Annotated in this window: 14 protein-coding genes; 13 read left to right on the forward strand and 1 reads right to left on the reverse strand. The window is 71.7% G+C overall.

What is annotated here, in order from left to right; all coding sequences use genetic code 11:
• Positions 1 to 54 precede the first annotated feature (54 nt).
• From BLT21_RS10540 to recQ, 5 genes are all read left to right on the forward strand, one after another.
• On the forward strand, positions 55 to 261 hold the full coding sequence (locus BLT21_RS10540; protein ID WP_256336027.1) for a YbdD/YjiX family protein: 207 nt from the start codon (positions 55 to 57) through the stop codon (positions 259 to 261).
• 18 nt (positions 262 to 279) lie between these two features.
• Positions 280 to 1,476 carry a glycoside hydrolase family 3 N-terminal domain-containing protein gene (locus tag BLT21_RS10545; protein ID WP_256336028.1) on the forward strand — a complete coding sequence of 399 codons (1,197 nt, stop codon included), beginning with the start codon at positions 280 to 282 and terminating at the stop codon, positions 1,474 to 1,476.
• Between the two features lie 74 nt (positions 1,477 to 1,550).
• On the forward strand, positions 1,551 to 4,130 hold the full coding sequence (locus tag BLT21_RS10550) for a DEAD/DEAH box helicase (protein WP_091501763.1): 2,580 nt from the start codon (positions 1,551 to 1,553) through the stop codon (positions 4,128 to 4,130).
• 708 nt (positions 4,131 to 4,838) lie between these two features.
• Entirely contained in the window at positions 4,839 to 5,375 is a 537-nt protein-coding gene (locus BLT21_RS10555) for a DUF1697 domain-containing protein (RefSeq protein ID WP_091501764.1), read from the forward strand.
• A gap of 73 nt (positions 5,376 to 5,448) precedes the next feature.
• Positions 5,449 to 7,551 (forward strand): DNA helicase RecQ, encoded by a 2,103-nt coding sequence (recQ, locus tag BLT21_RS10560; protein ID WP_256336029.1) that lies wholly within the window; start codon positions 5,449 to 5,451, stop codon positions 7,549 to 7,551.
• Between the two features lie 89 nt (positions 7,552 to 7,640).
• Here recQ and BLT21_RS10565 read toward each other — a convergent pair whose 3' ends face one another.
• Positions 7,641 to 8,957 carry a TetR/AcrR family transcriptional regulator gene (locus BLT21_RS10565; protein ID WP_256336030.1) on the reverse strand — a complete coding sequence of 439 codons (1,317 nt, stop codon included), beginning with the start codon at positions 8,955 to 8,957 and terminating at the stop codon, positions 7,641 to 7,643.
• Positions 8,958 to 9,081: 124 nt separating this feature from the next.
• On the opposite strand from BLT21_RS10565, the gene BLT21_RS10570 reads away from it, so the two are divergent.
• From BLT21_RS10570 to BLT21_RS10605, 8 genes are all read left to right on the forward strand, one after another.
• Positions 9,082 to 10,857 carry a glycoside hydrolase family 3 protein gene (locus BLT21_RS10570; RefSeq protein ID WP_091501766.1) on the forward strand — a complete coding sequence of 592 codons (1,776 nt, stop codon included), beginning with the start codon at positions 9,082 to 9,084 and terminating at the stop codon, positions 10,855 to 10,857.
• Between the two features lie 130 nt (positions 10,858 to 10,987).
• Positions 10,988 to 13,147, forward strand: coding sequence for an acyl-CoA dehydrogenase family protein (locus BLT21_RS10575; protein WP_091501767.1), 2,160 nt, complete (start codon positions 10,988 to 10,990; stop codon positions 13,145 to 13,147).
• A 53-nt stretch (positions 13,148 to 13,200) separates the two neighbouring features.
• Positions 13,201 to 13,776: a DNA-3-methyladenine glycosylase I gene (locus BLT21_RS10580; protein ID WP_091502253.1), complete on the forward strand. Its 576-nt coding sequence runs from the start codon at positions 13,201 to 13,203 to the stop codon at positions 13,774 to 13,776.
• Between the two features lie 189 nt (positions 13,777 to 13,965).
• Positions 13,966 to 20,037 (forward strand): Ig-like domain-containing protein, encoded by a 6,072-nt coding sequence (locus BLT21_RS10585; protein ID WP_091501768.1) that lies wholly within the window; start codon positions 13,966 to 13,968, stop codon positions 20,035 to 20,037.
• Between the two features lie 46 nt (positions 20,038 to 20,083).
• Complete coding sequence (locus tag BLT21_RS10590; RefSeq protein WP_091501769.1) at positions 20,084 to 21,055, forward strand: AAA family ATPase; 972 nt, start codon at positions 20,084 to 20,086, stop codon at positions 21,053 to 21,055.
• The gene (locus BLT21_RS10595) at positions 21,055 to 22,497 is read left to right on the forward strand and encodes a DUF58 domain-containing protein (RefSeq protein ID WP_091501770.1); all 1,443 of its coding nucleotides are present in this window, start codon (positions 21,055 to 21,057) and stop codon (positions 22,495 to 22,497) included. Before BLT21_RS10590 ends, BLT21_RS10595 begins: the two co-directional genes overlap by 1 nt.
• Positions 22,494 to 24,788, forward strand: coding sequence for a transglutaminaseTgpA domain-containing protein (locus tag BLT21_RS10600; RefSeq protein WP_091501771.1), 2,295 nt, complete (start codon positions 22,494 to 22,496; stop codon positions 24,786 to 24,788). Before BLT21_RS10595 ends, BLT21_RS10600 begins: the two co-directional genes overlap by 4 nt.
• Complete coding sequence (locus BLT21_RS10605) at positions 24,785 to 25,168, forward strand: FHA domain-containing protein (protein WP_091501772.1); 384 nt, start codon at positions 24,785 to 24,787, stop codon at positions 25,166 to 25,168. The genes BLT21_RS10600 and BLT21_RS10605 overlap by 4 nt, the downstream gene beginning before the upstream one ends.
• Positions 25,169 to 25,171 lie beyond the last annotated feature (3 nt).

Consider the following 25,171-nt stretch of genomic DNA (forward strand, 5'->3'; position numbering starts at 1 on the left):
CCGCTCGGGTCGCCAACCGTCTCTTCCGGGCTCCCGCGCGCCGGATCGAAGGAGTTGTGCGCGAGCGTCGGTCGCGCGGTCGTCCGCGCCGCCCGCGCCGTGCACTGGTACGTCACCTCGCTGATGGGCGACAACGCCTACGCGACGTACGTCGCCCACCAGCGCCGCACGCATCCGGACACCGAGCCCCTGACCGAGCGGCAGTTCTGGCGCCAGCGCATGGACGACCAGGACCGCAACCCGGGTGCGCGCTGCTGCTGAGCGGGTGACCATGGAGGGGTGACCCGCTCCGCCTCCAGCCCCTCCGCCGCTCGCGTCGGCCTCGCCGTCGTCGTCGCCGGGGTGCTCGCCGCGGCGGTCGGGTGCGCCCCCGAAGCCGACCGCGGCGTCCCGACGACCGCGGCGCCCGCCGCCCCCGCCGAGAGCCCGACCCCCATGCCGACCCCGTCGCCCGATGCCGCCGCATCCCTCGGACTCGAGGGATGCGTCGGTCAGGTGCTGATGGTCGGCACCCCGGTCGACACGATCGCGCCCGACGCCGCGGCCGCCATCCGCGATCGCGGCGTCGGCGGGTTGTTCCTGCACGGCCGATCGACCGCCGGCGTCGCGTCGACGGCGGCGCTCGTCGAGCAGTTCCGGGCGATGCCGCCGGCCGGCACGCCCGCGCTGTGGGTTGCGACCGACCAGGAGGGCGGCGAGGTGCAGGTGCTTCGCGGCCCCGGCTTCGACGACATCCCCTACGCCATCCGGCAGGCCGACCTCGGCCCCGATGCGCTCCGCACCGCGGCGACCGGCTGGGGCGAGCAGCTCGCCGCAGCGGGCATCGACGTCAACCTGGCGCCCGTGGCCGACATCGTCACGAGCCGCGAGGCCCGCCTCGACAACCCGCCGATCGGGGCGCTGGGGCGGCAGTACGGCTACGACGAGCAGAGCGTCACCGCCGGCGCGGGCGCCGTCGCGGAGGGTCTGCGCGCGGCGGGCGTGCTGCCCACCTTCAAGCATTTCCCCGGGCTCGGGCGGGTCGACGCGAACACCGACTACACGGCGGAGGTGCTCGACTCCGTCGTCTCGGGCGACTCGCCGGATGTCGACGTGTACCGCTCTCTGACCGCATCCGGACCGTCGTTGGTGATGGTGGGCACGGCGCGCTACCAGCACATCGACCCCGATCACCCGGCGGCCTTCTCGTCGGCGGTGCTCGACCTGCTGCGCGACCGCGTCGGATTCGAGGGGGTCGTCATCACCGACGACCTGTCGGCCGCCGCGGCCGCCGAGATCGTGGCCCCCGGCGACCGCGCTGTCGAAGCGCTGGCCGCGGGTGTCGACGTCGTCCTCGCGTCGGCGGACCCGACCGTGCTCCCCGCGATGTACGACGCGGTGCTCACCCGGGCCGAGTCCGACCCCGCGTTCGCTGAGCGCGTCGAGGAGTCGTGCGGTCGTATCCTCGCGGCGAAGGCTGCCGGCACCGGCGGCTGAGTGCACCCGGCGGCCGGGCCGGGTCCCACGGCGGGCTCGGTCCCGCGGCGGGCTCGGTAAGGCAGACTCGTGGGATGACCTCCGCGCCGCTGCTCGACCTGATCGGGCCGGAGCCTTCCGACGACGCGATCTACGACGCGTTCACAACCTGGGCCGAAGGGCGCGGACTCACCCTCTACCCGGCGCAGGACGAAGCCGTCATCGAGCTGGTGTCGGGCGCGAACGTGGTGCTCGCAACGCCCACCGGAACGGGCAAGTCGCTCGTCGCGGTGGCTGCGCACGCGGCATCCGTCGCGCGAGGCGGCCGCACCTACTACACCGCCCCGATCAAGGCGCTCGTGAGCGAGAAGTTCTTCGCCCTGGTCGAGATCTTCGGCGCCGAGAAGGTCGGCATGGTCACGGGCGACTCGTCGGTCAACCCCGAGGCGCCGATCATCTGCTGCACTGCCGAGATCCTCGCGAACCTCGCCCTGCGACAGGGGTCCGATGCCGATGTCGACCAGGTCGTCATGGACGAGTTCCACTTCTACGGCGACCCCGACCGCGGCTGGGCCTGGCAGGTGCCGCTGCTGACCCTGCCCCGGGCGCAGTTCCTGCTCATGTCCGCGACCCTGGGGGAGGTCGCCGACCTCGCCGCCGACCTCACGCGCCGCACCGGACGTCGCACCGCGCTGGTGACGGGCGTCGAGCGGCCGGTGCCGCTGCATTTCTCATACGAGCGGCGCCCCGTGCACGACGTCCTCGAGCGGCTGCTGGAGGAGCGCGAGACACCGGTCTACATCGTCCATTTCTCGCAGGCCGCGGCGCTCGAGCGCGCGCAGGCGCTGTCGAGCGTGAAGATCACGACGCGCGAACAGCGGGACGCCATCGCCGAGGCGATCGGCGGATTCCGCTTCACGACCGGCTTCGGCAAGACCCTGTCGCGCCTCGTGCGAGCGGGCATCGGCGTGCATCACGCCGGGATGCTGCCGCGCTACCGGCGCCTCGTCGAGACCCTCGCGCAACGCGGTCTGCTGAAGGTCATCTGCGGCACCGACACCCTCGGCGTCGGCATCAACGTGCCCATCCGCACGGTCGTCATCACGGCACTGTCGAAGTACGACGGAACCCGGATGCGGCAGCTCTCGGCCCGTGAGTTCCATCAGGTCGCGGGCCGTGCGGGGCGGGCCGGCTTCGACCCGCACGGGAACGTCGTCGTCATGGCGCCGGAGTGGGAGATCGAGAACGCCGTCGCGCTCGCGAAGGCCGGCGACGACGCCGCGAAGCGCAAGAAGATCGTGCGCAAGAAGGCGCCGACGGGCGTCGTCAACTGGGGGGAGGGGTCGTTCGAGCGGCTCGTCGAGGCGCAGCCCGAGCCCCTCACGCCGCAACTGCAGCTGAGCGCCGCGATGCTGCTCAACGTCATCGGGCGTGGTGGAGACGTGTTCGGCAACGTCCGCTCGCTCGTCTTCGACAACCACGAGCCCCGTGCCCGGAAGTACGCGCTCGCCCGCCGCGCCCTCGCGATCTTCCGCACCCTGGTCGCGGCCGGCATCGTCGAGGTCGTGCGCCCCTCCTCTTCTGCCTCTGCCGTCGACTCGCCACGGAATGCGGATGCGGGGGGTGCGGCATCCGCAGTTTCTGGCGAGTCGACCATCAGGCTCACGGTCGACCTGCAGCCGAACTTCGCGCTCAACCAGCCGTTGTCGCCGTTCGCGCTCGCGGCGATCGAGCTGCTGTCGCCGGATGACGCGGAAACCGGCACCGGGCATTACGCGCTCGACGTCGTGAGCGTGATCGAGGCGACGCTTGACGATCCCCGCGCGATCCTGTCGCAGCAGGAGTACAAGGCCCGGGGCGAGGCGGTCGGCGCCATGAAGCGCGACGGCATCGAGTACGACGAGCGGATGGCACTGCTCGAGGACATCACCTGGCCCAAGCCCCTGGCCGACCTGCTCGCCCAGGCGTTCGAGACGTTCGCGTCGAGCCAGCCCTGGGTGCGCGACTTCGAGCTCTCGCCGAAGTCGGTCGTGCGCGACATGTTCGAGCGTGCGATGTCGTTCGGCGAGTTCGTGTCGTTCTACCAGCTCGGCCGGAGCGAGGGGCTCGTGCTGCGCTACCTCAGCGACGCGTACCGCGCGATCCGGCAGACGGTGCCCGCGGAGGCCCGAACCGACGACCTCATGGACCTCATCGAGTGGCTCGGCGAGCTCGTCCGTCAGGTCGATTCGAGCCTCGTCGACGAGTGGGAGTCGCTCGCCAACCCGACCGACGACCCCGATGCGCCGGTCGTGCCGCCCGCGCCGCCGTCGGTGCTGACGAACCGACGCGCGTTCACGGTGCTGGTGCGGAACGAGCTGTTCCGCCGTGTTCAGCTCGCCGCCCTGCAGGACGACGAAGCCCTCGAGGCCCTCGACCCCGAGGTCGGCTGGCCCGAGGTGCTCGACCGCTACTACGACGACCACGACGAAGTCCTCACCGGTGGCGCAGCGCGTTCGCCGTCGCTGTGCGTCATCGACGAGTCCGCGGCCGGCGAGGGCCTGTGGCGCGTCGAGCAGATCATCGACGACCCGGCCGGCGACCACGACTGGCGCATCCGTGCCGAGGTCGACCTCGCGGCATCCGTCGAGGCCGGCACGGCCGTCATCCGGGTCGCCGAGGTCATCCGCCTCTGACCGCGGTGCCGCCCCGGCGGTCGTCGTGCCGCTTGCTTCGGCGCTCGGCGCTCGTCGTGCCGTGCACAGGCTGAGCCGTGGCTGCGGGGCCGGCTGGGCCCGGGTAGCGGGGGCTGAGCCTGTCGGCGGGACGTGCACGCGGCTGGCCTGGCCCGCGAGTGGCTTTGCGGGGTGTGCCGTCCCCGGCCGGCGCTCGCGGTGTTGCGGCCCCGGCGGGGTCCGGTTGGAGGCCAGCGTCGTGCCGTCCACAGGCTGAGCCGTGGCTGCGGGCCGGCCTGAGGGCGGAAAGCAGGGGCTGAGCCTGTCGGCGGGACGAGAGGCCGGGGCGACTCCCGTCCCGGCGACCCGCGCCCGGACCAACCGGCGCCCGGCCCAAGCCCCGCCGACCCGCGCCCGGCCCAACCTGCGCCCAGCCCAAGCCCCGCCGACCCATGCCCGAGCTCCGCCGACCCGCGCCCGGGGGCAGCCCAGGCCCCGGCTCTCTTCGTGCCGTGCGCAGGCTGAGCATGGCTGCAGGTCCGGGTGCGGGCGGGAATCGGGGGCTGAGCCTGTCGGCGGGACATGCAACCCGCCCCGACGTCCCGCCCCGACGTCTGCCTCGGCAACCCGCCCCCGCTCCGGCGACCCGCCCCGAGACGTGCAACCCGGGGGTGGGCGGATGTCGCGGGCCCGGGGGCGGATGTCGCGGGCCCGGGGCATGATGAGGCCGTGGCCACACACCTCGGGTTCCTGCGGGCGATCAACCTCGGCGCGACGCGCGTGTTCCCGAAGGACGACATCCGGCGGGTCACCGAGGAGGCCGGCTTCGACAACGTGCAGACGCACATCAACACCGGCAACATCCGCTTCGAGACCCGCATGCGTTCGCGCACGAAGATCGAGCAGACGCTCGAGCGTGCATTCGCCGCCGACCGGGGGTTCGAGGTTTTGACGATCACATTCCGAGCGGACGAGTTCGCGGCGCTCGCGGCCGATGCGCTCGACGTGAGCGCGGCCCACCCGGGCCTCGCGCGCCACTACGTCTACCTGCTGAAGGACGAGCTCGACGGCGACCTCGCCGCCCGCGTCGAGGGCCTCGCGACCCCCGCGGGGCGGATGCTCGTCCGGGGCCGCGCCGTGCACGCCCTGCTGCTGCCCGGCTACCGCGACGGTACGGTCGACCCGCTGGGGGCTGCCAAGCTGCTCGGTGTCGCCACGAACCGCAACGTCGGCGTCGTGATGACGCTGGCCGAGCGCTGGTGCTGACGGCGCGGCGTCCAGGCCCGAGCCTGTGAGGGCACGGAGCGGGATGTCGCATGCCACGGCTATCGTGAATCGGGTGAGTCGAGAGCAGCAGTCCTGGGATGCCGATCCCTACGCCGATCTCGACTGGAACCCCGACGAGTTCGCGCCGCCCGAAGACCTCGACGCTCCGCCTCCGCCCGAGTTCGACGGCTACGGCGCGGCGGTGGCCCGCGCCACCCGCGATCGGAGCCCGGCCGCCGATGCCGGCCCGTCGTCGGCGTCCCGCGCCGCTTCAGCGTCGGCGCGGCCTTCATCGACGCCCGCCCGGGCCGTCACCGCGGCACCGGCGGCCGTGCTCTCGCTCGCCCGCCGCGACTTCACGAACGCCGACCCGCGGGCCGTGCTGAAAGAGGTCTTCGGCTACGACGAATTCCGCGGCGACCAGGGCGACATCGTCTCGCACGTCGTCGGCGGCGGGGATGCGGTCGTGCTCATGCCCACCGGCGGCGGCAAGTCGATCACGTACCAGGTGCCCGCGCTCGTCCGCCCCGGCACCGGGCTGGTGGTCAGCCCGCTGATCGCACTCATGCACGACCAGGTCGACGCCCTGATCGCCAACGGTGTCCGCGCGGCCTACCTGAACTCGACGCAGTCGCCGGGCGAGCGTGCGGGCGTCGAGCAGGCGTACCTCGCCGGCGAGCTCGACCTGCTCTACGTCGCCCCCGAGCGCCTGAGCGTGCCGCAGACGACGCAGCTGCTGCAGCGCGGCGCGCTGAGCGTCATCGCCATCGACGAGGCGCACTGCGTGTCGCAGTGGGGACACGACTTCCGGCCCGATTACCTCGCGCTCGGCGACCTCGACGAGCGATTCCCCGGGGTGCCGCGCATGGCTCTGACCGCGACCGCCACTCGCGCCACGCACCAGGAGCTCACCGAACGGCTGCGGCTGCCGGAGGCGCGCCACTTCGTGGCGAGTTTCGACCGCCCGAACATCCAGTACCGCATCGAGCCCAAGGTCGATCCGCGGCGGCAGCTCGTGACCTTCATCCGCTCGATGCCCGAGGGCTCGGCCGGCATCGTCTACGCCCTCAGCCGCAAATCGGTCGAGCAGACCGCCGACTACCTCGCCGCGCAGGGGCTCGATGCGCTGCCGTACCACGCGGGCCTCCCGGCCGAGATGCGCGCGGCCCATCAGTCTCGGTTCCTGCGCGAGGACGGCGTCGTGATGGTCGCCACGATCGCGTTCGGGATGGGCATCGACAAGCCCGACGTTCGCTTCGTCGCCCACATCGATCTGCCGAAGTCCGTCGAGGGCTACTACCAGGAGACGGGCCGCGCAGGGCGCGACGGCGACGCCTCCATCGCCTGGATGGCGTACGGTCTCGGCGACGTCGTGCAGCAGCGGCGCCTCATCGACCAGAGCCCCGGCGACCGCACGTTCAAGATGCGGATGGGGCAGCACCTCGATGCGATGCTCGCGCTCTGCGAGACCGTCGCCTGCCGCCGCCAGAACCTGCTCGGCTACTTCGGGCAGGAGTCCGCGCCGTGCGGCAACTGCGACACGTGCCTCACGCCGCCCGACACCTGGGACGGCCTCGTCCCGGCCCAGAAGCTGCTGTCGACGATCGTCCGGCTGCAGCGCGAGCGCAACCAGTCGTTCGGCGCCGGCCACCTCGTCGACATCCTGCGGGGTGCCTCGACCGAGCGCATCCGCCAGCAGCGTCACGACGAGCTGGCGACGTACGGCCTCGGCTCAGACCTGTCCGACCAGGACTGGCGCAGTGTCATCCGGCAGCTCCTGGCCCGCGGCATCCTCGTCGCCCGGGGTGAGTACGGCGTGCTCGCCGTCGGCGACGCCGGGGCACCGGTGCTCAAGGGCGAGGCCGGCGTGCCGCTGCGGCGCGACGTCCTCGGACGCGGCCAGAACAGCGGCGGGTCGCGCGTGCGCAAGACGGCCGCGGCCGAGCAGGTCGCCGAGGGCGACCGCGACCTCTTCGAGGCTCTGCGGGCGTGGCGCGCCGAACAGGCGCGCGAGCAGGGTGTTCCCGCCTACATCGTCTTCGGCGACGCGACGCTGCGCGCTCTCGCCGATCGTCGTCCGCGCTCCGCCGCCGACCTCGAGGGCATCACCGGCATCGGCGCGAAGAAACGCGAAGCGTACGGCGACGCCGTGCTGGCCGTCGTCGCGTCGCACTGACCCAGGCCCGCGCCCGCACCCGCGGCGACCCGCCGCACGACGCCCGCGCACGGCGACCCGCCGCTCGAGCACCAGCGCGTCAACACACCTCAGGGCAGGACATCCGCGAGATGCGCTCTCAGGTGCGCCGCGACATCGACCGCCTCCGGGTCGTAGAGCCACTGGTACTGCAGCCCGTCCCACAGGGCGAGAAGCCAGACGGCTTCGGCGACGGGGTCGCGGTGCGACGAGAGGATGCCGTCGGCCTGCGCCGCTCGGAACAGCGCGGCGAACTCGTCGATCGAACGGTCGAAGCGGTCGCGGAAGTGGGTGTGCGCGGGGTGGTCGGCGGGGATGGCCTCGCAGCTGAGTACCGCATAGACCTCGATCAGTCCGGGCTCGTCTCGCGCATCGCGCGCTGCTGCGGCCGGCAACGCCCGCAGGCGAGCGGCACCGTCGCCGGGGGCGCTCCCGCTGCCGACGGTCGCGGAGACGCGTTCGTCGCGCGCCACCATGACGGCTCGCAGCAGATCCGCCTTCGTCGGGTAATGGTGGAGCAGCGTCGACTTCGACGCGCCGACGGCCGCGGCGATATCGCGGAGGCTCGTCTCGACGTAACCCTGGCGGGCGAAGAGCGCGATCGCGTCGGCGACGATGCGCTCGCGCCGCTCGCGCCCGACCCGGTAACCGTCATCGGGAGCATCGCGGGTCGCTGCGTCGATCTGCGGGGCGGCGGGCACGTTCTCGCGCCCGCCACGGGCGGCGGCATCCGGTCGACGAGCGCCGCCGCCCGACGTGCGCCGGCCGGGCGCCCGCCCGAGCGATGCGGAGTGCGATGCGAGCATCGATGCGACGTCGATGCGACCGGGGAGGTACAGGCGCAGCACCTGCAGTCCGTCCCATGCCGCCGTGATCCGCACGCTCTCGCCACGCACGTCCCGCTCGCGCGCCACGACGCCGGACGCGATGCCCGCTTCCAGTGACCGAGACGCGAGGTCGCGGATGCGGTCGTATCGGGTGGCCATCGACCGGTGGGCCGGGTGCGTCCGTGCGCACGCCTCGCCGCTGAGCGCCGCGAACAGCTCGAGATACCCCGGCACCTGCTCGTTGTGCGCGGCGAGTGCGGCGAACGGCAGGGCGGCTCCCGCGCCGACCCGGTCGAGCGCCGCGTTCTCGGCCTCGAGGGCGGCCACGACCGCCGCCAGCAGCTCGTCCTTCGAGGCGACATGTTTGAGCAGGCCGGTGTGGCTGATGCCGGCGCCGGCGGCGACGTCCCGCATCGACGTCGCCCGATATCCCTGCGCGACGAAGAGCGTGCGCGCAGAGGCGACGATGCGTTCCCGGGTCTGCCGGGCGCGGGCACCGCGAGTATCCCGGTCGCCACGGGCGCCGTCGGCACCGCCCGTGGGTGGGGTCGCAGTGGTCACGTCGCTCCCTTCGCGGTCAGTCTAGGGGCGAGGTTGCCGTGCGATCGGTTTTCAGTTACCAATCGGTCGGGATTCGGATACGCTCAGGAGCAGTCGTCCTGGTCTGCCGCAACAAGGGAGTGAAATGACCACTGAGCGCCCCTGGCTCGAGACGAGCCTGCCGATCGCCGAACGCGTCGAGCTGCTGCTGTCGCAGATGACCGTGGCGGAGAAGGCGGGACTCTTCTTCCAGACCATGATCACGATCGGCCCGGGCGGTGAGCTGTCGTCGGGCGACTCGGCCTTCGGCCTGCCGTCGACCGACGAGTACGTCAACGAGCGCCACATGACGCACTTCAATCTGCTGGGGGCGGCGCCGAGCGCGGGGGAGATCGCGCGCTGGCACAACCGCCTGCAGGAGCTCGCGGCGTCCACGCGTCTGGGAATCCCGGTGACGATCTCGACCGACCCGCGCAACTCGTTCTCCGACAACCCCGGTGCCGCGATGCTCGCCGGTCCGTTCTCGGAGTGGCCCGACGCGCTCGGTCTCGCGGCGACGCGCGACGAAGACCTCGTGCGCCGGTTCGGCGACATCGCCCGTCGGGAGTATCTGTCGGTCGGCATCCGCGTCGCGCTGCATCCCCAGGTCGATCTCGCCACCGAGCCGCGCTGGGCCCGTCAGCTGCAGACGTTCGGGGAGGACGCCGAGCTGTCGGGGCGCCTGGGCGCCGCGTACATCCGGGGCTTCCAGGGCGACGAGCTCGGTCCGCACTCGGTCGCGACGATGGTCAAGCACTTCCCGGGCGGCGGCCCGCAGCAGGACGGCGAGGATCCGCACTTCGCCTACGGTCGCGAGCAGGTCTATCCCGGCGGTGCGTTCGAGCTGCACCTCGAGCCGTTCGCCGCGGCGTTCGAGGCGGGCGTCAGCCAGGTCATGCCGTACTACGGGATGCCGATGGGCACGGAGTACGAGGAGGTCGGATTCGGCTTCAACAAGTCGGTGCTCACGGGACTGCTGCGCGAGCGCTTCGGGTTCGAGGGCATCGTCTGCACCGACTGGGGCCTCGTGACCGACAGCGACATCATGGGCACGGAGTTCCCCGCCCGGGCCTGGGGCGTCGAGCACCTGACCCCCGCTGAGCGGATGGCCCGGATCCTCGACGCGGGCGCGGACCAGTTCGGCGGCGAGCGGTGCACCGAGATCCTGCTGCAGCTCGTGGCCGACGGCGTCGTGAGCGAGGAGCGGCTCGACGTCTCGGCGCGGCGACTGCTCCGCGAGAAGTTCGTGCTCGGCCTGTTCGATGACCCGTATGTCGATGCGGATGCCGCCGACGCCATCGCCGGATCGGTGGAGTTCCGCGCCGCCGGCGACGCCGCGCAGCGCGCCTCGATCACCGTGCTGCAGACGTCGGATGCCCTGCCGTTCGCGCGCGGCATCAGGCTCTACGTCGAGGGAGTGGATGCCGACGTCGCCGCCCGCTACGGCGAGGTGGTCTCGTCGCCGGTGGGGGCCGACCTCGCCGTCCTGCGACTTCAGGCGCCGTACGAGGAGCGGGGCTCGGCGTTCGAGAACCACTTTCACGCCGGGTCGCTCGACTTCCCCGTCGACGTCCTGGAGCACGTCGCCCAGGTCGCGGCCTCGGTGCCGACCGTCGTCGACGTCTACCTCGATCGCCCGGCGATCCTCGGCCCCATCGTCGAGACCGGCGCTGCGGTCGTCGCGAACTGGGGAGCGAGCGCCGCGGCACTGCTCGACGTGCTCACCGGCGTCGCTCGCGCAGAGGGGCGACTGCCCTTCGACATCCCGCGCTCCATGGCCGCCGTCGAGGCCTCGCGGCCCGATGTGCCGTTCGACACCGCCGACCCCCTCTTCCGTTTCGGCCACCGCGTCGAGCTGTCGGGTCCGGACGCCCGGGTGTAGCCGGCGCACAAGCCCGACCGGCGACGTCCGGTTCGGGGCTTGTGGCTGTTGTCCAACACAGTTGGACGCGCGTTGTGGAACACCTACCGTGATAATCGACTCCGATCCTTCCGACGTCGAAAGGCACGCGATGACCGACGCCGCTGTTCGCCCCCACAAGCCCGCAACTGCAAACCGCACCCCCGCGGGGGGAGCGCCGACCGCGCCCCGCACCGCGGGCGAGGCGCACGAGCCCCGCATCGACATCGAGGCCGTCACCGACCTGCTGCTCGGCACCTGGGCGTCGACGCGGCGCGAGGCGCGCGAGATGATCAAGGACCCGGTGTTCTGGCAGATCCCGGGCGAGGCGATGGCCTCGCACCGGGAACGCGTGCTGAAGCAGCTGCACCTGCTGGTCGAACGGGGGGCATCCGGTCGCGCGTACCCGAAGGAGTACGGCGGAGGCGGCGACAACGGCGCCAACCTCGCCGGTTTCGAGGAGCTCGTCCTCGCCGACCCCAGCCTGCAGATCAAGTCGGGCGTGCAGTGGGGCCTGTTCGGGTCGGCGATCCACCAGCTCGGCACCAAGCCGCATCACGACGCCTGGCTGCGCGACGCGATGGAGATGCGGCTGCCGGGCGCCTTCGCGATGACCGAGACCGGCCACGGCTCGGATGTCGCCGCCATCGGCACCACCGCCACCTATGATCCCGAAACCGAGGAGTTCGTCATCCACACGCCCTTCCGGGGTGCGTGGAAGGACTACCTCGGGAACGCCGCGGTGCACGGGAAGGCTGCGACCCTGTTCGCCCAGCTCATCACCGGCGGCGTCAACTACGGCGTGCACTGCTTCTTCGTGCCGCTGCGCGACGACGAGGGAGGCTTCCTGCCCGGTGTCGGCGGAGAGGACGACGGCGTCAAGGGCGGCCTGAACGGCATCGACAACGGCCGGCTGCACTTCGACCACGTGCGCATCCCGCGCACCAACCTCCTCAACCGCTACGGCGACGTCGCGCCCGACGGCACCTACTCGTCGGAGATCGAGAGCCCGGGACGGCGCTTCTTCACGATGCTCGGGGCCCTCGTGCAGGGCCGCGTCTCGCTCGACGGCTCGGCGACGACGGCGTCGGCGCTGTCGGAGTACATCGCCATCACGTACGGGAACCAGCGCCGCCAGTTCGACTCGGGGGCCGGCACCGACGAGGTGACCCTGCTCGACTACGGCCGCCACCAGCGCCGGCTGCTGCCGCGGCTCGCGCAGACCTACGCGCAGTACTTCGCTCACGACGAGCTGCTGCAGGCGTTCGACGGCGTGTTCTCGGGGCGCACCGACACCCCGGAAGGGCGCGAGAACCTCGAGACCCTCGCCGCCGCACTGAAGCCGCTCTCGACGTGGAACGCCCTGGACACGATCCAGGAGTGCCGCGAAGCCTGCGGCGGCCAGGGCTTCCTGGCGGAGAACCGCATGGTCGACCTGCACCACGACCTCGACGTGTACGTCACGTTCGAGGGCGACAACAACGTGCTGCTGCAGCTGGTCGGCAAGCGGCTGCTCAACGATTACGCGAAGCAGTTCCGCGGGGCGGATGCCGCAGCGCTGGCCAAGTTCGCCGCCGTGTCGACGGCGGAGCGCGTCTTCCACGGAGCGGGGCTGCGTCAGCTCGGACAGTCCGTCGCCGACTTCGGTCAGACCGCGCGGTCCGTCGAGCGGGGGCTGCGTGCCGAGCAGCAGCACGAGCTGCTCACCGGCCGGGTCGAGCAGATGATCGCGACCGTCGCCGCTGCGCTCCGCCCGGCCGCGAAGATGTCGCAGGCGGATGCCGCCGCGGTGTTCAACGCGCACCAGTCCGAGCTCATCGAGGCGGCCCGCGCGCACGGCGAACTGCTGCAGTGGGAGGCGTTCGCCGAGGGCATCAAGCGGATCGAGGACGAGGGCACCCGCCAGGTCCTCGTATGGCTGCGCGATCTCTTCGGGCTCAGCCTGATCGAGCGCCATCTCGCCTGGTACCTCGTCAACGGTCGCCTCTCGGCGCAGCGCGGCGCCGCCGTGACGCGGTACATCGACCGCCTGTGCGCTCGGCTCCGTCCGCACGCCCAGGACCTCGTCGACGCGTTCGGCTTCGCCCCCGAGCACGTCCGCGCGCCCATCGCGTCGGGCGTGGAGGCGGAGCGGCAGCGCGAGGCGCGCGCCTACTTCGCGGGGCTCGCCGCGTCGGGGGCGGCACCGGTCTCGGAGAAGTCGCTCGCGACGCCCGGCAGGACCGGCGCATCGGGGAAGCCGGGATCCTCGGGCAAGACGCGCTCGTCGTGACCCGCCTGCGAGCGTCCACCGTCGGACGCGCTGGCTAGCCTGGCCCGGTGACGATCGATCTCATCACCGGACCCGACGGCCTCGCACGATGCGGCTGGGTGGGCGACGACGGCGAGTACCGGCGCTATCACGACGAGGAGTGGGGCCGGCCGCTCCGCGGCGACCGTCCACTCTTCGAGAAGGTGAGCCTCGAGGGCTTCCAGGCGGGGCTGAGCTGGATCACGATCCTCCGGAAGCGCCCCCGGTTCCGTGAGGTGTTCGCCGGTTTCGAGCCCGCGCGCGTGGCGGCCTTCGACGAGTCCGACGTCGCCGGGCTCATGGCGGACCCCGGGATCATCCGCAACCGCGCCAAGATCGAGGCCACCATATCGAACGCCCGCCTGATGCTCGAGTTCGCCGAGGATGAATTCGACGAGTTCCTGTGGTCCTTCGCGCCCCCCGCGCGTCGCCGCCCCGCGGGGCTGGCCGATCTGCCCGCCGTCACGGCCGACTCCGAGGCGTTGAGCAAGGCCCTACGCCGACGCGGCTTCCGGTTCGTTGGGCCGACCACCATGTACGCCCTCATGCAGTCTTCTGGCATGGTCGACGATCACGTCGCCGGATGCCACCGCGCGACGGACCCGGTGTGACTCCGTGACCTCGTGATGGCTGACGGCGAGCGGCGCAGCACATCCGGGGCCCCAGGCCCATGGGGAGAACTCCCCATGTCAAGCGACAAATCCGTTACGCGGCCTGCCGTAGGGTAGTTGCGCAGTTCAACCAGCGCGCGCCCGGAGGCCCGGGCCGATGATTGTCGCCCCGGGGGGGAGCCGAGCACGATGAAGTCGACCTCATGGTTGCGGGCGCGCCCCCGCACTCTCATCTCCGCCGGCATCGTCACGGTCGCCGCGCTCACCATCGGCACGCTGGCCGTCGCCTACGAGGGCGAGCCCACGACCGAGGTCGACCTCCACGACGGTGGTGTCTGGGTCACGAAGCAGTCGAGCCTGCTGGTCGGCCACTACAACAACGAGTCCCGCGTCCTCGACGGCAGCCTGCGCACGACCGCGGCGGAATACGACGTCCTGCAGTCGGGCGCACGCGTCGTGGTCGTCGACGCGGACGGATCCGCGATGTCCGCCGTCGACCCCGCGAAGGTCGTGTTGTCGGGAACCGCCGAAGTCCAGCCGGGCGCCCAGATCGCCCTCGGATCCGACACCGTGTCCGTGCTCGACGCCGCCGGTGACCTGCGGACGGTGCAGTTCGCGGGTGTGAACGGCTTCAGCTTCGAGGCGAACGAGCCGATCGCCGAACTCGGCGAGGGGTCGACGGCCACCGTCGGCACCGACGGCACGATCTATGGCGCGTCCGCGACGGAGGCGAAACTCTTCGCATACGCCCCGCTGGGCGACGGAACCGTGGCGCAGACCGCCGAGCGCGATCTCGAGGGCGTCGCCGAAGACGACGAGCTGGCCATCACCGCGCTCGGTCAGATCCCGTTCGTGCTCGACCGCGACACCAATCTCCTCCACGGCGGCGACGGCTCGCAGACGCAACTGCCGGCCGATGCGCTGCTCCAGCGCCCGTCGAACGCCGCGGAGACGCTCACCGTGAGCACGACGACCGGTCTCCTGCGGGTGGACCCGGGCGGCGACACCACGACGATCGAGGCGGGCGGCGAAGGCACCCCCGCCGAGCCGGTCTATGTCGGCGGATGCGCCTACGGGGCCTGGTCGGGCTCGGGCATCTTCGTGCGCGACTGCGCCGACGACGCCGACGACGTCGTCCAGGAGATCGAGGGCATCGACCCGGCGGCGAAGCTCGAGTTCCGCGTGAACCGCGACGTCGTCGTGCTGAACGACGTCTTCGGCGGCGCCGCCTGGCTCGCGAGCGACAACATGCAGCGCGTCGACAACTGGACCGACATCACCCCGCCCGAGGGCACCGGCGACGAGGAGCAGGAGACGACCGAGGAGACCGTCGAGACGGCCCTCCCCGAGCGGACCGATGAGAACACGCCGCCCATCGCCGTCGACGACTCGTTCGGCGTGCGCCCCGGCCGGACGACCGTGCTGCCCGTGCTCTTCAACGACACCGACGCCGACGGCGACGTGCTCGTCGCCTCCGCGACGAGCGATCCCGCGTTCGGTGAGATCTCGCAGATCCAGAACGGCGGCGCACTGCAGATCAAGGTCCCCGACGACGCGTCCGGATCGACGTCGTTCACGTACACCGCCGACGACGGCCGCGGCGGCGAGGCCACGGCGACCGTCCGTCTCGCGGTCCGCGGCGACGACGAGAACTCGCCGCCCGTTCAGCAGCGCGTGACGCCCGTCACGGTCGAGGCCGGCGGCACCACGTCGTACAACGTGCTGACCGAGTGGATCGACCCCGACGGCGACGACATCTTCCTGAAGTCTGTGCAGGCCGACGGCGGCGACGAGGCCGACTTCACCTCGGACGGCCAGATCACCTACCGCGCGATCGGTGCCGTGCAGGGGCGCAAGGACGTTCCCATCGTCGTCTCCGACGGCACGGACGACGGCGCCGGCATCCTGCGCATCGACGTGCGCCCTCCCGGCACGACGGTGCCCGTCACGAACGCCGACCACGTCGTCACCCGCGTCGGCCAGTCGGTCACGGTCTCGCCGCTCGCCAACGACACGAGCGCGGGGCGCGAGCCGCTGCGTCTGACGCGCGTCGACGAGGTCGAGGGCGCGACGATCCAGCCCGACTTCGCGGAGCAGACCTTCACATTCACCTCCGACGTGGTGAACACCTACTACGTCGACTACCTCGTCTCGGCCGGCCCGAACAGCGTTCCCGGTCTCGTCCGCGTCGATGTGCTGCCGGCGGCCGACACGAACCTGCCGCCCGTCGCCGTCCGCGACGTCGCGCTCCTGCCGACCGGTGGCGACGTGCTCGTCAACGTCCTCGGCAACGACACCGACCCCGCTGGCGGCATCCTCGTCGTGCAGTCGGTCACCGCCGACCCCGAGGGCGGAGTGACCGCGGCCGTGCTCGGCCACGAGACGGTGCGTATCACCGACCAGGGGTCGCTGTCGCAGCAGACCCGTGTGGCGTACACGATCTCGAACGGCGAGCAGTCGGCCACCGGCGAGATCGTGGTCATCCCGATCCCCGCGCCCGACCGGCTGCGCCCACCCGTCGCGAACAACGACACCGCCGTCGTCCGCGTCGGCGACGTCGTGACGATCGACGTCCTCGCGAACGACACGCACCCCAACGGCGACACGCTGCACGTCTCGCCCGAGCTCGTGCCGCCCCTCATCGACGAGGCCGACGGACAGGTCTTCGTCTCGGAGGACAAGCTCCGCTTCCGCGCCGGCGACGAGCCCAAGACCGTCAACGCGACGTACGAGGCCGTCGACAGCGCGGGCCAGCGCGCCGGCGCCTACGTGACGATCCAGATCCTGCCGCGGCAGGACGACGCGAACGCCGCACCGCGCCCGCGCGACCTCACCGCCCGCACGCTCAGCGGCTCGGACGTCACCATCCCCGTGCCCCTCGACGGCATCGACGAGGACGGCGACTCCGTCGAGCTCATCGGACTCGCGAGCTCGCCGAGCAAGGGCCGTATCGTCGAGACGGGCTCGAACACGTTCGTCTACGAGGCGTTCGACACCAGCGTCGGGTCCGACTCCTTCACCTACCGCGTGCGCGATCGTCTCGGCAAGGAGGGCACGGCCCGCATCCAGGTGGGCATCGCACCCGCCGAGACGACGAACCAGGCGCCGTACGCGGTGAAGGATGCCGTCATCATGCGTCCCGGTCGCCAGGTCGCGGTGTCGGTTCTCGAGAACGACTCCGACCCGGACGGCGACAAGTTCGGGTTCGCCGCCGACGCCCTCGAGGTGCCCGATGTCGACGGGCTCGCGGCCGAGGTCTCGGGCGAGCAGGTCATCATCACCGCTCCCGACGTGCCGATGAACACCAGCATCCAGTACACGATCGAAGACGCCCGCGGCCTGACGGCCACGGCTCCCGTCCAGATCACCGTCGACGAGGACGTGCCGCTGCAACGGCCCATCGCGCGCGATGACCGGGTGCGCGCCGACGACGTCGACGAGAACGGCTTCGCGATCGTGCCCGTGCTCGACAACGACGACGACCCGGACGGCACGCGTGCCGCGCTCGGGGTCACGCTCGGCGTCGGTGGCGAGAATGCGTCGGTCCGCCCCGACAACGGCGTCTCGGTGCAGCTGACCGACGAACGGCAGCTCATCACCTACTTCATCACCGACGAGGACGGTCTCACCGCAGCCGCGTTCATCCACGTGCCGGCCCTCGCCGAGCTGCCGCCGACCCTCATCTCGACCGAGCCCCTCGTGGTGCAGAGCGGGGAGACGGTCGAGCTGCCGCTGGCGGACTACGTGCGCACGTCAGGTGGTCGCGAGGTGGTCATCACGGAGGCCGAGAAGGTCAGCGCCTCGCACGCCGACGGCGCCTCGCTCGTCCGTGATGAGCGGACGCTCGTGTACACCTCGGCCGCCGAGTACTTCGGGCAGGACGCCCTGAGCTTCGAGGTCACCGACGGTGCCGGTCCCGACGATCCGGCGGGACGCAAGGCGACCCTCGCGATCCCGATCACGGTGACCCCGCCCGACAACCGGCCGCCGACCATGATCGGCGCGCAGATGGAGGTCGCTCAGGGTGAGGACGCGCGCACGCTCGATCTCGCCGCGCTCGCGACCGACCCCGACCCGGGCGACGCCGAGAACCTCCGGTTCGCCCTCGTCGGCGGCGCGCCCGACGGACTGACGGCGTCGGTCGACGGCTCCGTGCTGTCGGTCTCGGCGAGCACGGACGTCGCGAAGGGCACGGCGCTCCCCGTGCAGGTGAGCGTCACCGACGGTGAGTCCGATCCCGTCACCGCGAGCATCACCGTGACCGTCACCGCGTCGACGCGGCCCCTCGCGACGGCGAACACCGACGTCATCGAACAGGCCGACCAGGGCGCCACCGTCTCGGTGCCGGTGCTCGACAACGACGTCAACCCGTTCCCGGAGACCCCGCTCACCCTGGTCGGGGCCTTCAGCGAGACGACCGGCGGCGACGCCCGTGTCGCCGGCGACCGTGTCGAGGTCACGAGCAACGCGGACTTCGTCGGGACGCTCGTGGTGCGCTACCGCATCGGCGACGCGACCGAGGATCCCGACCGTCAGGTCGACGGTCAGATCCGCATCACGGTGCAGGGCCGCCCGGACGCGCCGGGCAAGCCGACCGTCACGAGCGTCGAGAGCCGCACCGTCGTGCTCGCGTGGTCGCCGCCCATCGACAACGGCGCCTCGATCACCGGATACACGGTGCGGACGACCTCGGGCGCTTACAGTCGCGAATGCCGGTCGACGACCTGCACCCTCGACGGGCTGACGAACAACGTCGAGTACAACTTCGTCGTCACCGCCACGAACCGCGTCGGCGAGTCCGACCCGTCGCTGCCGTCCGAGACCGCGCGTCCCGACCAGCGGCCCGACACCCCGAACCCGCCGAGTCTCGCATTCGGCGACCGCAGCCTCGACGTGACGTGGACGGTGCCGCGCACCGAGGGCTCGCCCGTCGAGAGCTACAGCCTGCAGATCTCGCCGGCGCCGCCGTCGGGAGTCGCCGAGAAGACCGGCGTCACCGGTACCCGCATCACGTGGGACGGCCTGCAGAACGGTGTGCAGTACCAGGTGCGCGTCCGCGCCCACAACCGCGCGCCCGAGCCGTCGAGCTGGAGCGTCTGGTCGCAGTCGATGGTGCCGGCCGGCAAGCCGGACGCCCCCGGTGCGCCGTCGACGCAGCGTCTGAACCCCGTCGGCAACCGGTCGCAGATGCAGGTGAGCTGGAACCAGCCGGCCAACAACGGCGACGCGATCGCGGGGTACCAGTTGCAGGTGCGCCGCGGCGGCGCGACGGTCGACACCATCAGCGTGCCGGCCGGTCAGACGAGCCAGGCCGTGACCGTCGACACCTCGACGAGCGACTACACGTTCGTCGTCCGCGCGCAGAACAAGGCCGGCTGGGGCGAGTGGAGCGCCTCGTCGGCACCCCGCCGCGCCTTCACGCCGCCGGGAGCGCCGACGGGCGTCAGCGCCGCCGAGGGCGACAACCGCGTCACCGTCTCGTGGACGGCCGGCGCCCTCAACGGCGCGAACCCCGGCGAGGTCGCCTACCAGTACTCCGTCAACAACGGCGGCTGGCGCTCCGACTGGGTCGGCGGCGGCAACGGCGGCTCCGGCACGATCGGCAACGGCCAGGTGAACAACAACGGGGCCTACACCGTTCGGGTGCGCGCGGTCGCGACCGCCGACGGATCGACGTACGAGGGCGAGCCCTCGGGAGCGTCGAACCAGGTCGCGCCCTACGGCCAGATCGGCAACCCTTCGGCGAGCGCCACGCGCGACGGCAACCGCGTGACCCTGTCGTGGTCGTCTCCCGCACGCAACGGCCGTGACGTCGTGACCGAGATCAGCATCAACGGCGGCGGCTGGCAGCGCGTCGACGCGAGCGGGTCGAACCAGCGGGGCGATGTCGGTTACAGCAGCACGCAGACGATCGACGTCCGCACGTCGGCAGACGGCAGCACGACGACGACCGCTCGAGCCGAGGTCCGCACGCCCGACGCCCCGCCGCCCCCGCAGCCGCGTGCATGGCTGACGAAGGGCACGCCGAAATCGGGCTGCGCGAACGGGTGCTACTACTTCCGCCTGAACACGTCGAACTTCCCCGCCGGCAGCTACCGCATCGACTGCTACAGCGACGGCGGCAAGTTCAACAGCTACGACGGCCCGTTCAACGTCCCGGCGGACGGCTCGGTCGAGCTCACCTGCTACCTCGGCTCGGACGGCTACGACGCCTTCGTCCGCATCAAGGGCTGGGGCGACAGCGAGCACACACGCTGGTAGCGCCGCACGGCCCCCGGCATCCACTCACCACGAGGAACGAGAACGAATGAGCATGACACCCGAGCAGGCAGCGTGGTTCCGCGACACCTTCACGCGGCTGATCGACAACGTCGACGCGGCACTCCTCGGCAAGCGCGAGGTCGTGGCCCTCGTGCTGTCGGCGATGATCGCCGAGGGACACGTGCTGCTGGAGGACGCTCCCGGAACGGGTAAGACGAGCCTGGCGAAGGCGATCGCGGCGAGCGTGCAGGGCACGTCGACGCGCATCCAGTTCACACCCGACCTGCTGCCCTCCGACGTCACGGGTGTGACGATCTACGACCAGGCGAACAAGCGCTTCGAGTTCCACCGCGGACCCGTCTTCGCCTCGATCGTCCTGGCCGACGAGATCAACCGCGCCTCGCCCAAGACGCAGTCGGCGCTGCTCGAGGTCATGGAGGAGTCGCGGGTCACGGTCGACGGCGTCGCGCACGAGGTCGGTCGCCCGTTCCTGGTCGTCGCCACGCAGAACCCCATCGAGCAGGCGGGCACCTACAAGCTGCCCGAAGCGCAGCTCGACCGGTTCATGATCAAGACCTCGATCGGCTACCCGACCCTCGCCGTGTCGGAGCGCATCCTCGTCGGGGCGGTCGACCGCAACCCCTCGGCGAGCCTGAAGCCCGTCATCACGACCAACGCGGTCGGCGAGATGGCCGACCTCGCCTCGACCGTGCACATCGACCCCGTCGTGGCGCGGTACGCCGCGCAAATCGTCGAGGCCACGCGCGAGGCTTCGGCGACGCGCCTGGGCGTCTCGGTGCGCGGCGCGATCGCCATGATCCGCATCGCGAAGGTCTATGCCGCCGCGCAGGGCCGCCACTACGTCGTTCCCGACGACATCAAGCTGCTCGCGGTGCCCGTCTGGGCCCATCGCCTCGTGCTCGACCCCGAGGCCGAGTTCACCGGCACGACGGCTGAGACGGTCATGAACAACGCCCTCGCCGACGTCGAGGCGCCGCTCGCGCGAGCGGACGCTTGATGACGACACCCCCTGCCGCCCCGACCCCGACGCGTCGCACGCGCCGGGGCCGGAGTGCTGCCGGCGGTGCGACGCCGGACGCGACGACTGCTGTCGGCACGGGGACGACCACGGATGCCGCGACCGTCGGGTCGACGACCCGCGACGCCGACGCGACCGTGCGGGTGGGGACGACGACCCTGTCGGCCGACGCCGCACCCGTCAACGCGGAGGCCCCCTCACGGCTCGAGGCGTGGCGCGAGCGGGCGGAGTCGTGGTGGACGGTCGCGCAGCGCGTCATCCGGCTGATCACGCGCACCGTTCGCCCGCTCGGGTGGGTGCTGCTGTCCGCGACCGTGCTGCTCTGGGTCGTCGCGTTGAGCTTCGGCTGGCAGGAGATGATCATCGCGGCCGTCATCCTGACCGCGATCGTGCTCATCAGCATCCCCTTCCTGTTCGGCGGCACCGCGTACGACGTCGACCTCGACCTGACGCGCACGCACGTGGTGGTCGGCGAGCGGGCGATCGGCGGACTCACCCTGGCCAACGGCACCTCGCGCTCGATCCTGCCGTCGCGCGTCGTGCTGCCCGTCGGCTCGGGGCGCGGCGAGTTCGACGTTCCGCGCCTGGCTCCGGAGGCCGTGCACGAGGAGCTCTTCGCCATCCCCACGACCGCCCGGGGCGTGCTCGCGGTGGGGCCTGTCAGCGTGCTGCGCGGCGACCCGCTCGGCCTCTTCGAGCGCAGCAGCGACCGCCGTCAGGCCGTCGATCTGTACGTGCACCCGCGCACCGTTCCGCTCGAGGGGCTGTCGCTCGGGCGCCTGCGCGACCTCGAGGGACTGCCGTCCTCCCACTTGGCCCGTGACGACGTCTCGTTTCACGCGCTGCGCGAATATCAGCCCGGCGACGACCTGCGGCACGTCCACTGGAAGTCCACCGCCCGGGTCGGCGAACTGATGATGCGCCAGTACGAAGAGACCCGCCGCTCGCACTTCGTGCTCGGGCTCTCGACCTACGCCGGCGACTACGCCGATCCCGAGGAGTTCGAGCTCGCGATCTCGGCAGCCGGGTCGATCGGCCTCCGCGCGTTGCGCGACTCACGCGTGCTCGAGGCGCGCACCCAGCTCGGACCGCTGCGCACGCAGGGTCCGCGGCGCCTGCTCGACAACCTCGCCTCGATCGAGTACTCCCGCCAGCGCGACGGCGGCGTCGTCGCCCTCGCCGGGACGATCGCCATCAACTCGCACGGCATCGCCATCGTCGTGCTCTTCTGCGGTTCCGGCGCCGACTCGGCCGAGCTCAAGCTCGCCTGCTCGCGTCTGCCCCAGGGGGTCCGTGTGCTCGCGATCGTCGCCGACACATCGCTCGAGGTGCCGCTGCTGCGCCGCGTCGGCGACGCCGATGTCATCTCGATCAGCGCGCTCGACCAGCTCGCGCCCGCGATGCGGAAGGTGCTCTCGTGATCTCGACCGCCGTCCGCCGCCTCGTGCTCGACCTCGCCGCCGTCGTGCTGCTCCTCGCGGTCGCGGTCGTCGGGTTCGGACCGACCTTCGAGGGCGGCGCCTATCTCGTCGCGGGATTCGGCGCGATCGTGCTCGGTGTCGGCATCGCGTGGCTGTGCGCACGGCGTCGCTGGGGCGTGCTCCCCACCGCCGGACTCACCGTCGCGGCGTACTTCGTGTTCGGCGGGGTGCTCGCGCTGCCGCAGACGGCCCTGTTCGGCTTCGTCCCCACGCTCGACACCTGGACGAAGCTCGCCCTCGGCTCGGTGCAGTCGTGGAAGCGCCTGCTGACGACCGTCGCCCCCGTCGCCCCCTACGACGGGCACCTCATCGTGCCGTTCCTCCTCACGCTCGTCGCGGCGGTGCTCACGGCTTCGCTCGCCCTCCGCCTGCGCCAGGCGGCGTGGGCGCTCATCCCGGTCACGGCCTTCCTCGTGGCGCAGATCCTGCTCGGCATGACCGAGCCCGCGGTGCCCATCGTGCAGGGAGTCGTCTTCGCCGTCGTGGCGTCGGTGTGGCTGGCGCTCCGCCAGGCCTGGGATCCGAACAATGCAGCCGTGCGGATCGAGCCGACGGGCGCGGCCGACGCCGACGCCCTCAAGCACACCCGTCTGCGCCGCCTGGTGTCGGGCGCGGCGGTCGTCGCCGTCGCCGTGGGCGTCGGCGTCACGACGGCGGCGGTCGCGAGCCCGCCGAGCACCCGCTACGTGCTCCGCGATGTCGTCATCCCGCCTTTCGACGTCAAGCAGTATCCGAGCCCGCTGCAGTCGTTCCGCGGTCTGGTCCGCGACGAGGCGGACGCCACGCTCTTCACCGTGCAGGGGCTGCCGGAGGACGGTCGCATCCGCCTGGCCACCATGGACGCCTACAACGGCATCGTGTTCAACGTCTCGGACGAGGGGGCGGGCTCGTCGAGCTCGTTCACCCCGCTGCGCTCGAACATGTCGCCGGACGCCGAGGGCGTTCCGGGCCGGCTGCGGATCGACATCGACGAGCTGCGCGGCGTGTGGCTTCCGGATGCCGGTGCCGTGCGCTCGATCGAGTTCGAGGGTGATCGCGCCGAGGAGCTGCGCCGCACCGCGCACTACAACGATGCGACGGGAACCGCGGCGGTCACCGCCGGAGTCGCGTCCGGGATGAGCTATACGGTCGACACCGTGTTCCCCGTCGTCCCGACCGACGATGCGCTCGCGGACGCCACGTTCGCGCCGGTGAAGATGCCGAAGCAGGAGGGCGTGCCCGAGGGGCTGTCGCAGGTCGCCACCGAGGCGGTCGGCGACGCCGAGACCCCGATCGAGCAGGCCCGCGCGTTGCAGACCTACCTGTCGACCGACGGCTACTTCAGCCATGGGCTCGAGGACGACCCCTATTCGCCGTCGGGGCACGGCGCCGCCCGCATCACGAGCTTCTTCGGCGGCGACGAGATCATCGGCGACGACGAGCAGTACGCCGTGGCGATGGCGCTGCTCTCGGCCCAGCTGGGGATCCCCGCGCGCGTCGTCATGGGCTGGCATCCCGAGAAGGATGCCGAGGCCGGCGGCGAGTTCACCGCTACCGGCGACAACGTGCACGCGTGGGTCGAGATCGCTTTCGACGGGTTCGGATGGGTGCCGTTCGATCCGACGCCTGACGAGGACAACGAGCCGAACGAGCAGACCACCACGCCGCGCGCCAACCCCAAGCCCCAGGTCCTGCAGCCCCCGCCGCCCGCGCAGGAGCCGGCGGAGCTGCCGCCCGCGATCGCGAACGATCGCGACCAGGAAGAGGAGGAGGAGCCCGGTTTCGACTGGATCGGCGCCATCCTCGCTCCCATCGGCATCGGCGTCGGCGTGCTCGCGGTGCTCTTCGCGCCCTTCGTCATCATGGGCGCCGTCAAGACCGCGCGACGCGCCAAGCGACGCAACGCCGACCGGACGGCGGACCGGATCTCGGGCGGCTGGGACGAGCTGATCGACCGTGCGGTCGACCTGAACGCACCCGTCGCCGCCGGTGCGACGCGCACCGAGAGCGCGCAGATCGTCGCATCGACGATGGAGCAGCCAGACGTCACCTCGCTCGCGACGTCGGCCGACGCGCGCGTGTTCGGCCCGGGCGAGCCGAGCGCCGAGGACGTCGATGCCTTCTGGCGCGAGGTCGACGCGATCGTCGTGGGCATGAGCGGTCGGGTGTCGGTGTGGCGTCGGCTGCGCGCGCGGCTGAGCCTGCGTTCGCTCCTGCGGGGGCGACGGCGCCGCACGCGAGGAGGGTCATGAGCGCGATGATCTTCGACACGGAGCCGCTGGCGGGCGTGCCCGACATCCGCAGCGGCCTGCAGGCCCTGCTCGCGTGGGACGACGGCACGCGCACCGCCGTGTACGGTCGCACGGTGTTCGGCCGCGACCCGGTGCGGGTCGCCGGGGCCGATGCGGTCGTGCTGCGCGACGAGACGCTGACCCTCTCGCGGACCCATTTCGAGCTGGTGCCCGTCGCCACGGGCGGGCTCGCCGTGATCGACCGCGCTTCGACGAACGGCGTCGTCGTCACCCGTGGTGCGGACGGCGTCCCCCTCGTGCCGGGTGCCCAGACGGCGCTGCGCAGCGGCGACCGGCTCGATCTCGGCGACCGCTGGCTCGTCGTCGAGGTCGTGCGGTGACGA

Source organism: Microbacterium sp. cf332 (assembly GCF_900102175.1).
GTDB lineage: Bacteria > Actinomycetota > Actinomycetes > Actinomycetales > Microbacteriaceae > Microbacterium.

Coding starts and splice junctions, on each gene's coding strand:
- BLT21_RS10550 (WP_091501763.1), top strand. CDS start 1,551: ATGACCTCCGCGCCGCTGCTCGACCTGATCGGGCCGGAGCCTTCCGAC.
- BLT21_RS10570 (WP_091501766.1), top strand. CDS start 9,082: ATGACCACTGAGCGCCCCTGGCTCGAGACGAGCCTGCCGATCGCCGAA.
- BLT21_RS10575 (WP_091501767.1), top strand. CDS start 10,988: ATGACCGACGCCGCTGTTCGCCCCCACAAGCCCGCAACTGCAAACCGC.
- BLT21_RS10585 (WP_091501768.1), top strand. CDS start 13,966: ATGAAGTCGACCTCATGGTTGCGGGCGCGCCCCCGCACTCTCATCTCC.
- BLT21_RS10590 (WP_091501769.1), top strand. CDS start 20,084: ATGAGCATGACACCCGAGCAGGCAGCGTGGTTCCGCGACACCTTCACG.
- BLT21_RS10595 (WP_091501770.1), top strand. CDS start 21,055: ATGACGACACCCCCTGCCGCCCCGACCCCGACGCGTCGCACGCGCCGG.
- BLT21_RS10605 (WP_091501772.1), top strand. CDS start 24,785: ATGAGCGCGATGATCTTCGACACGGAGCCGCTGGCGGGCGTGCCCGAC.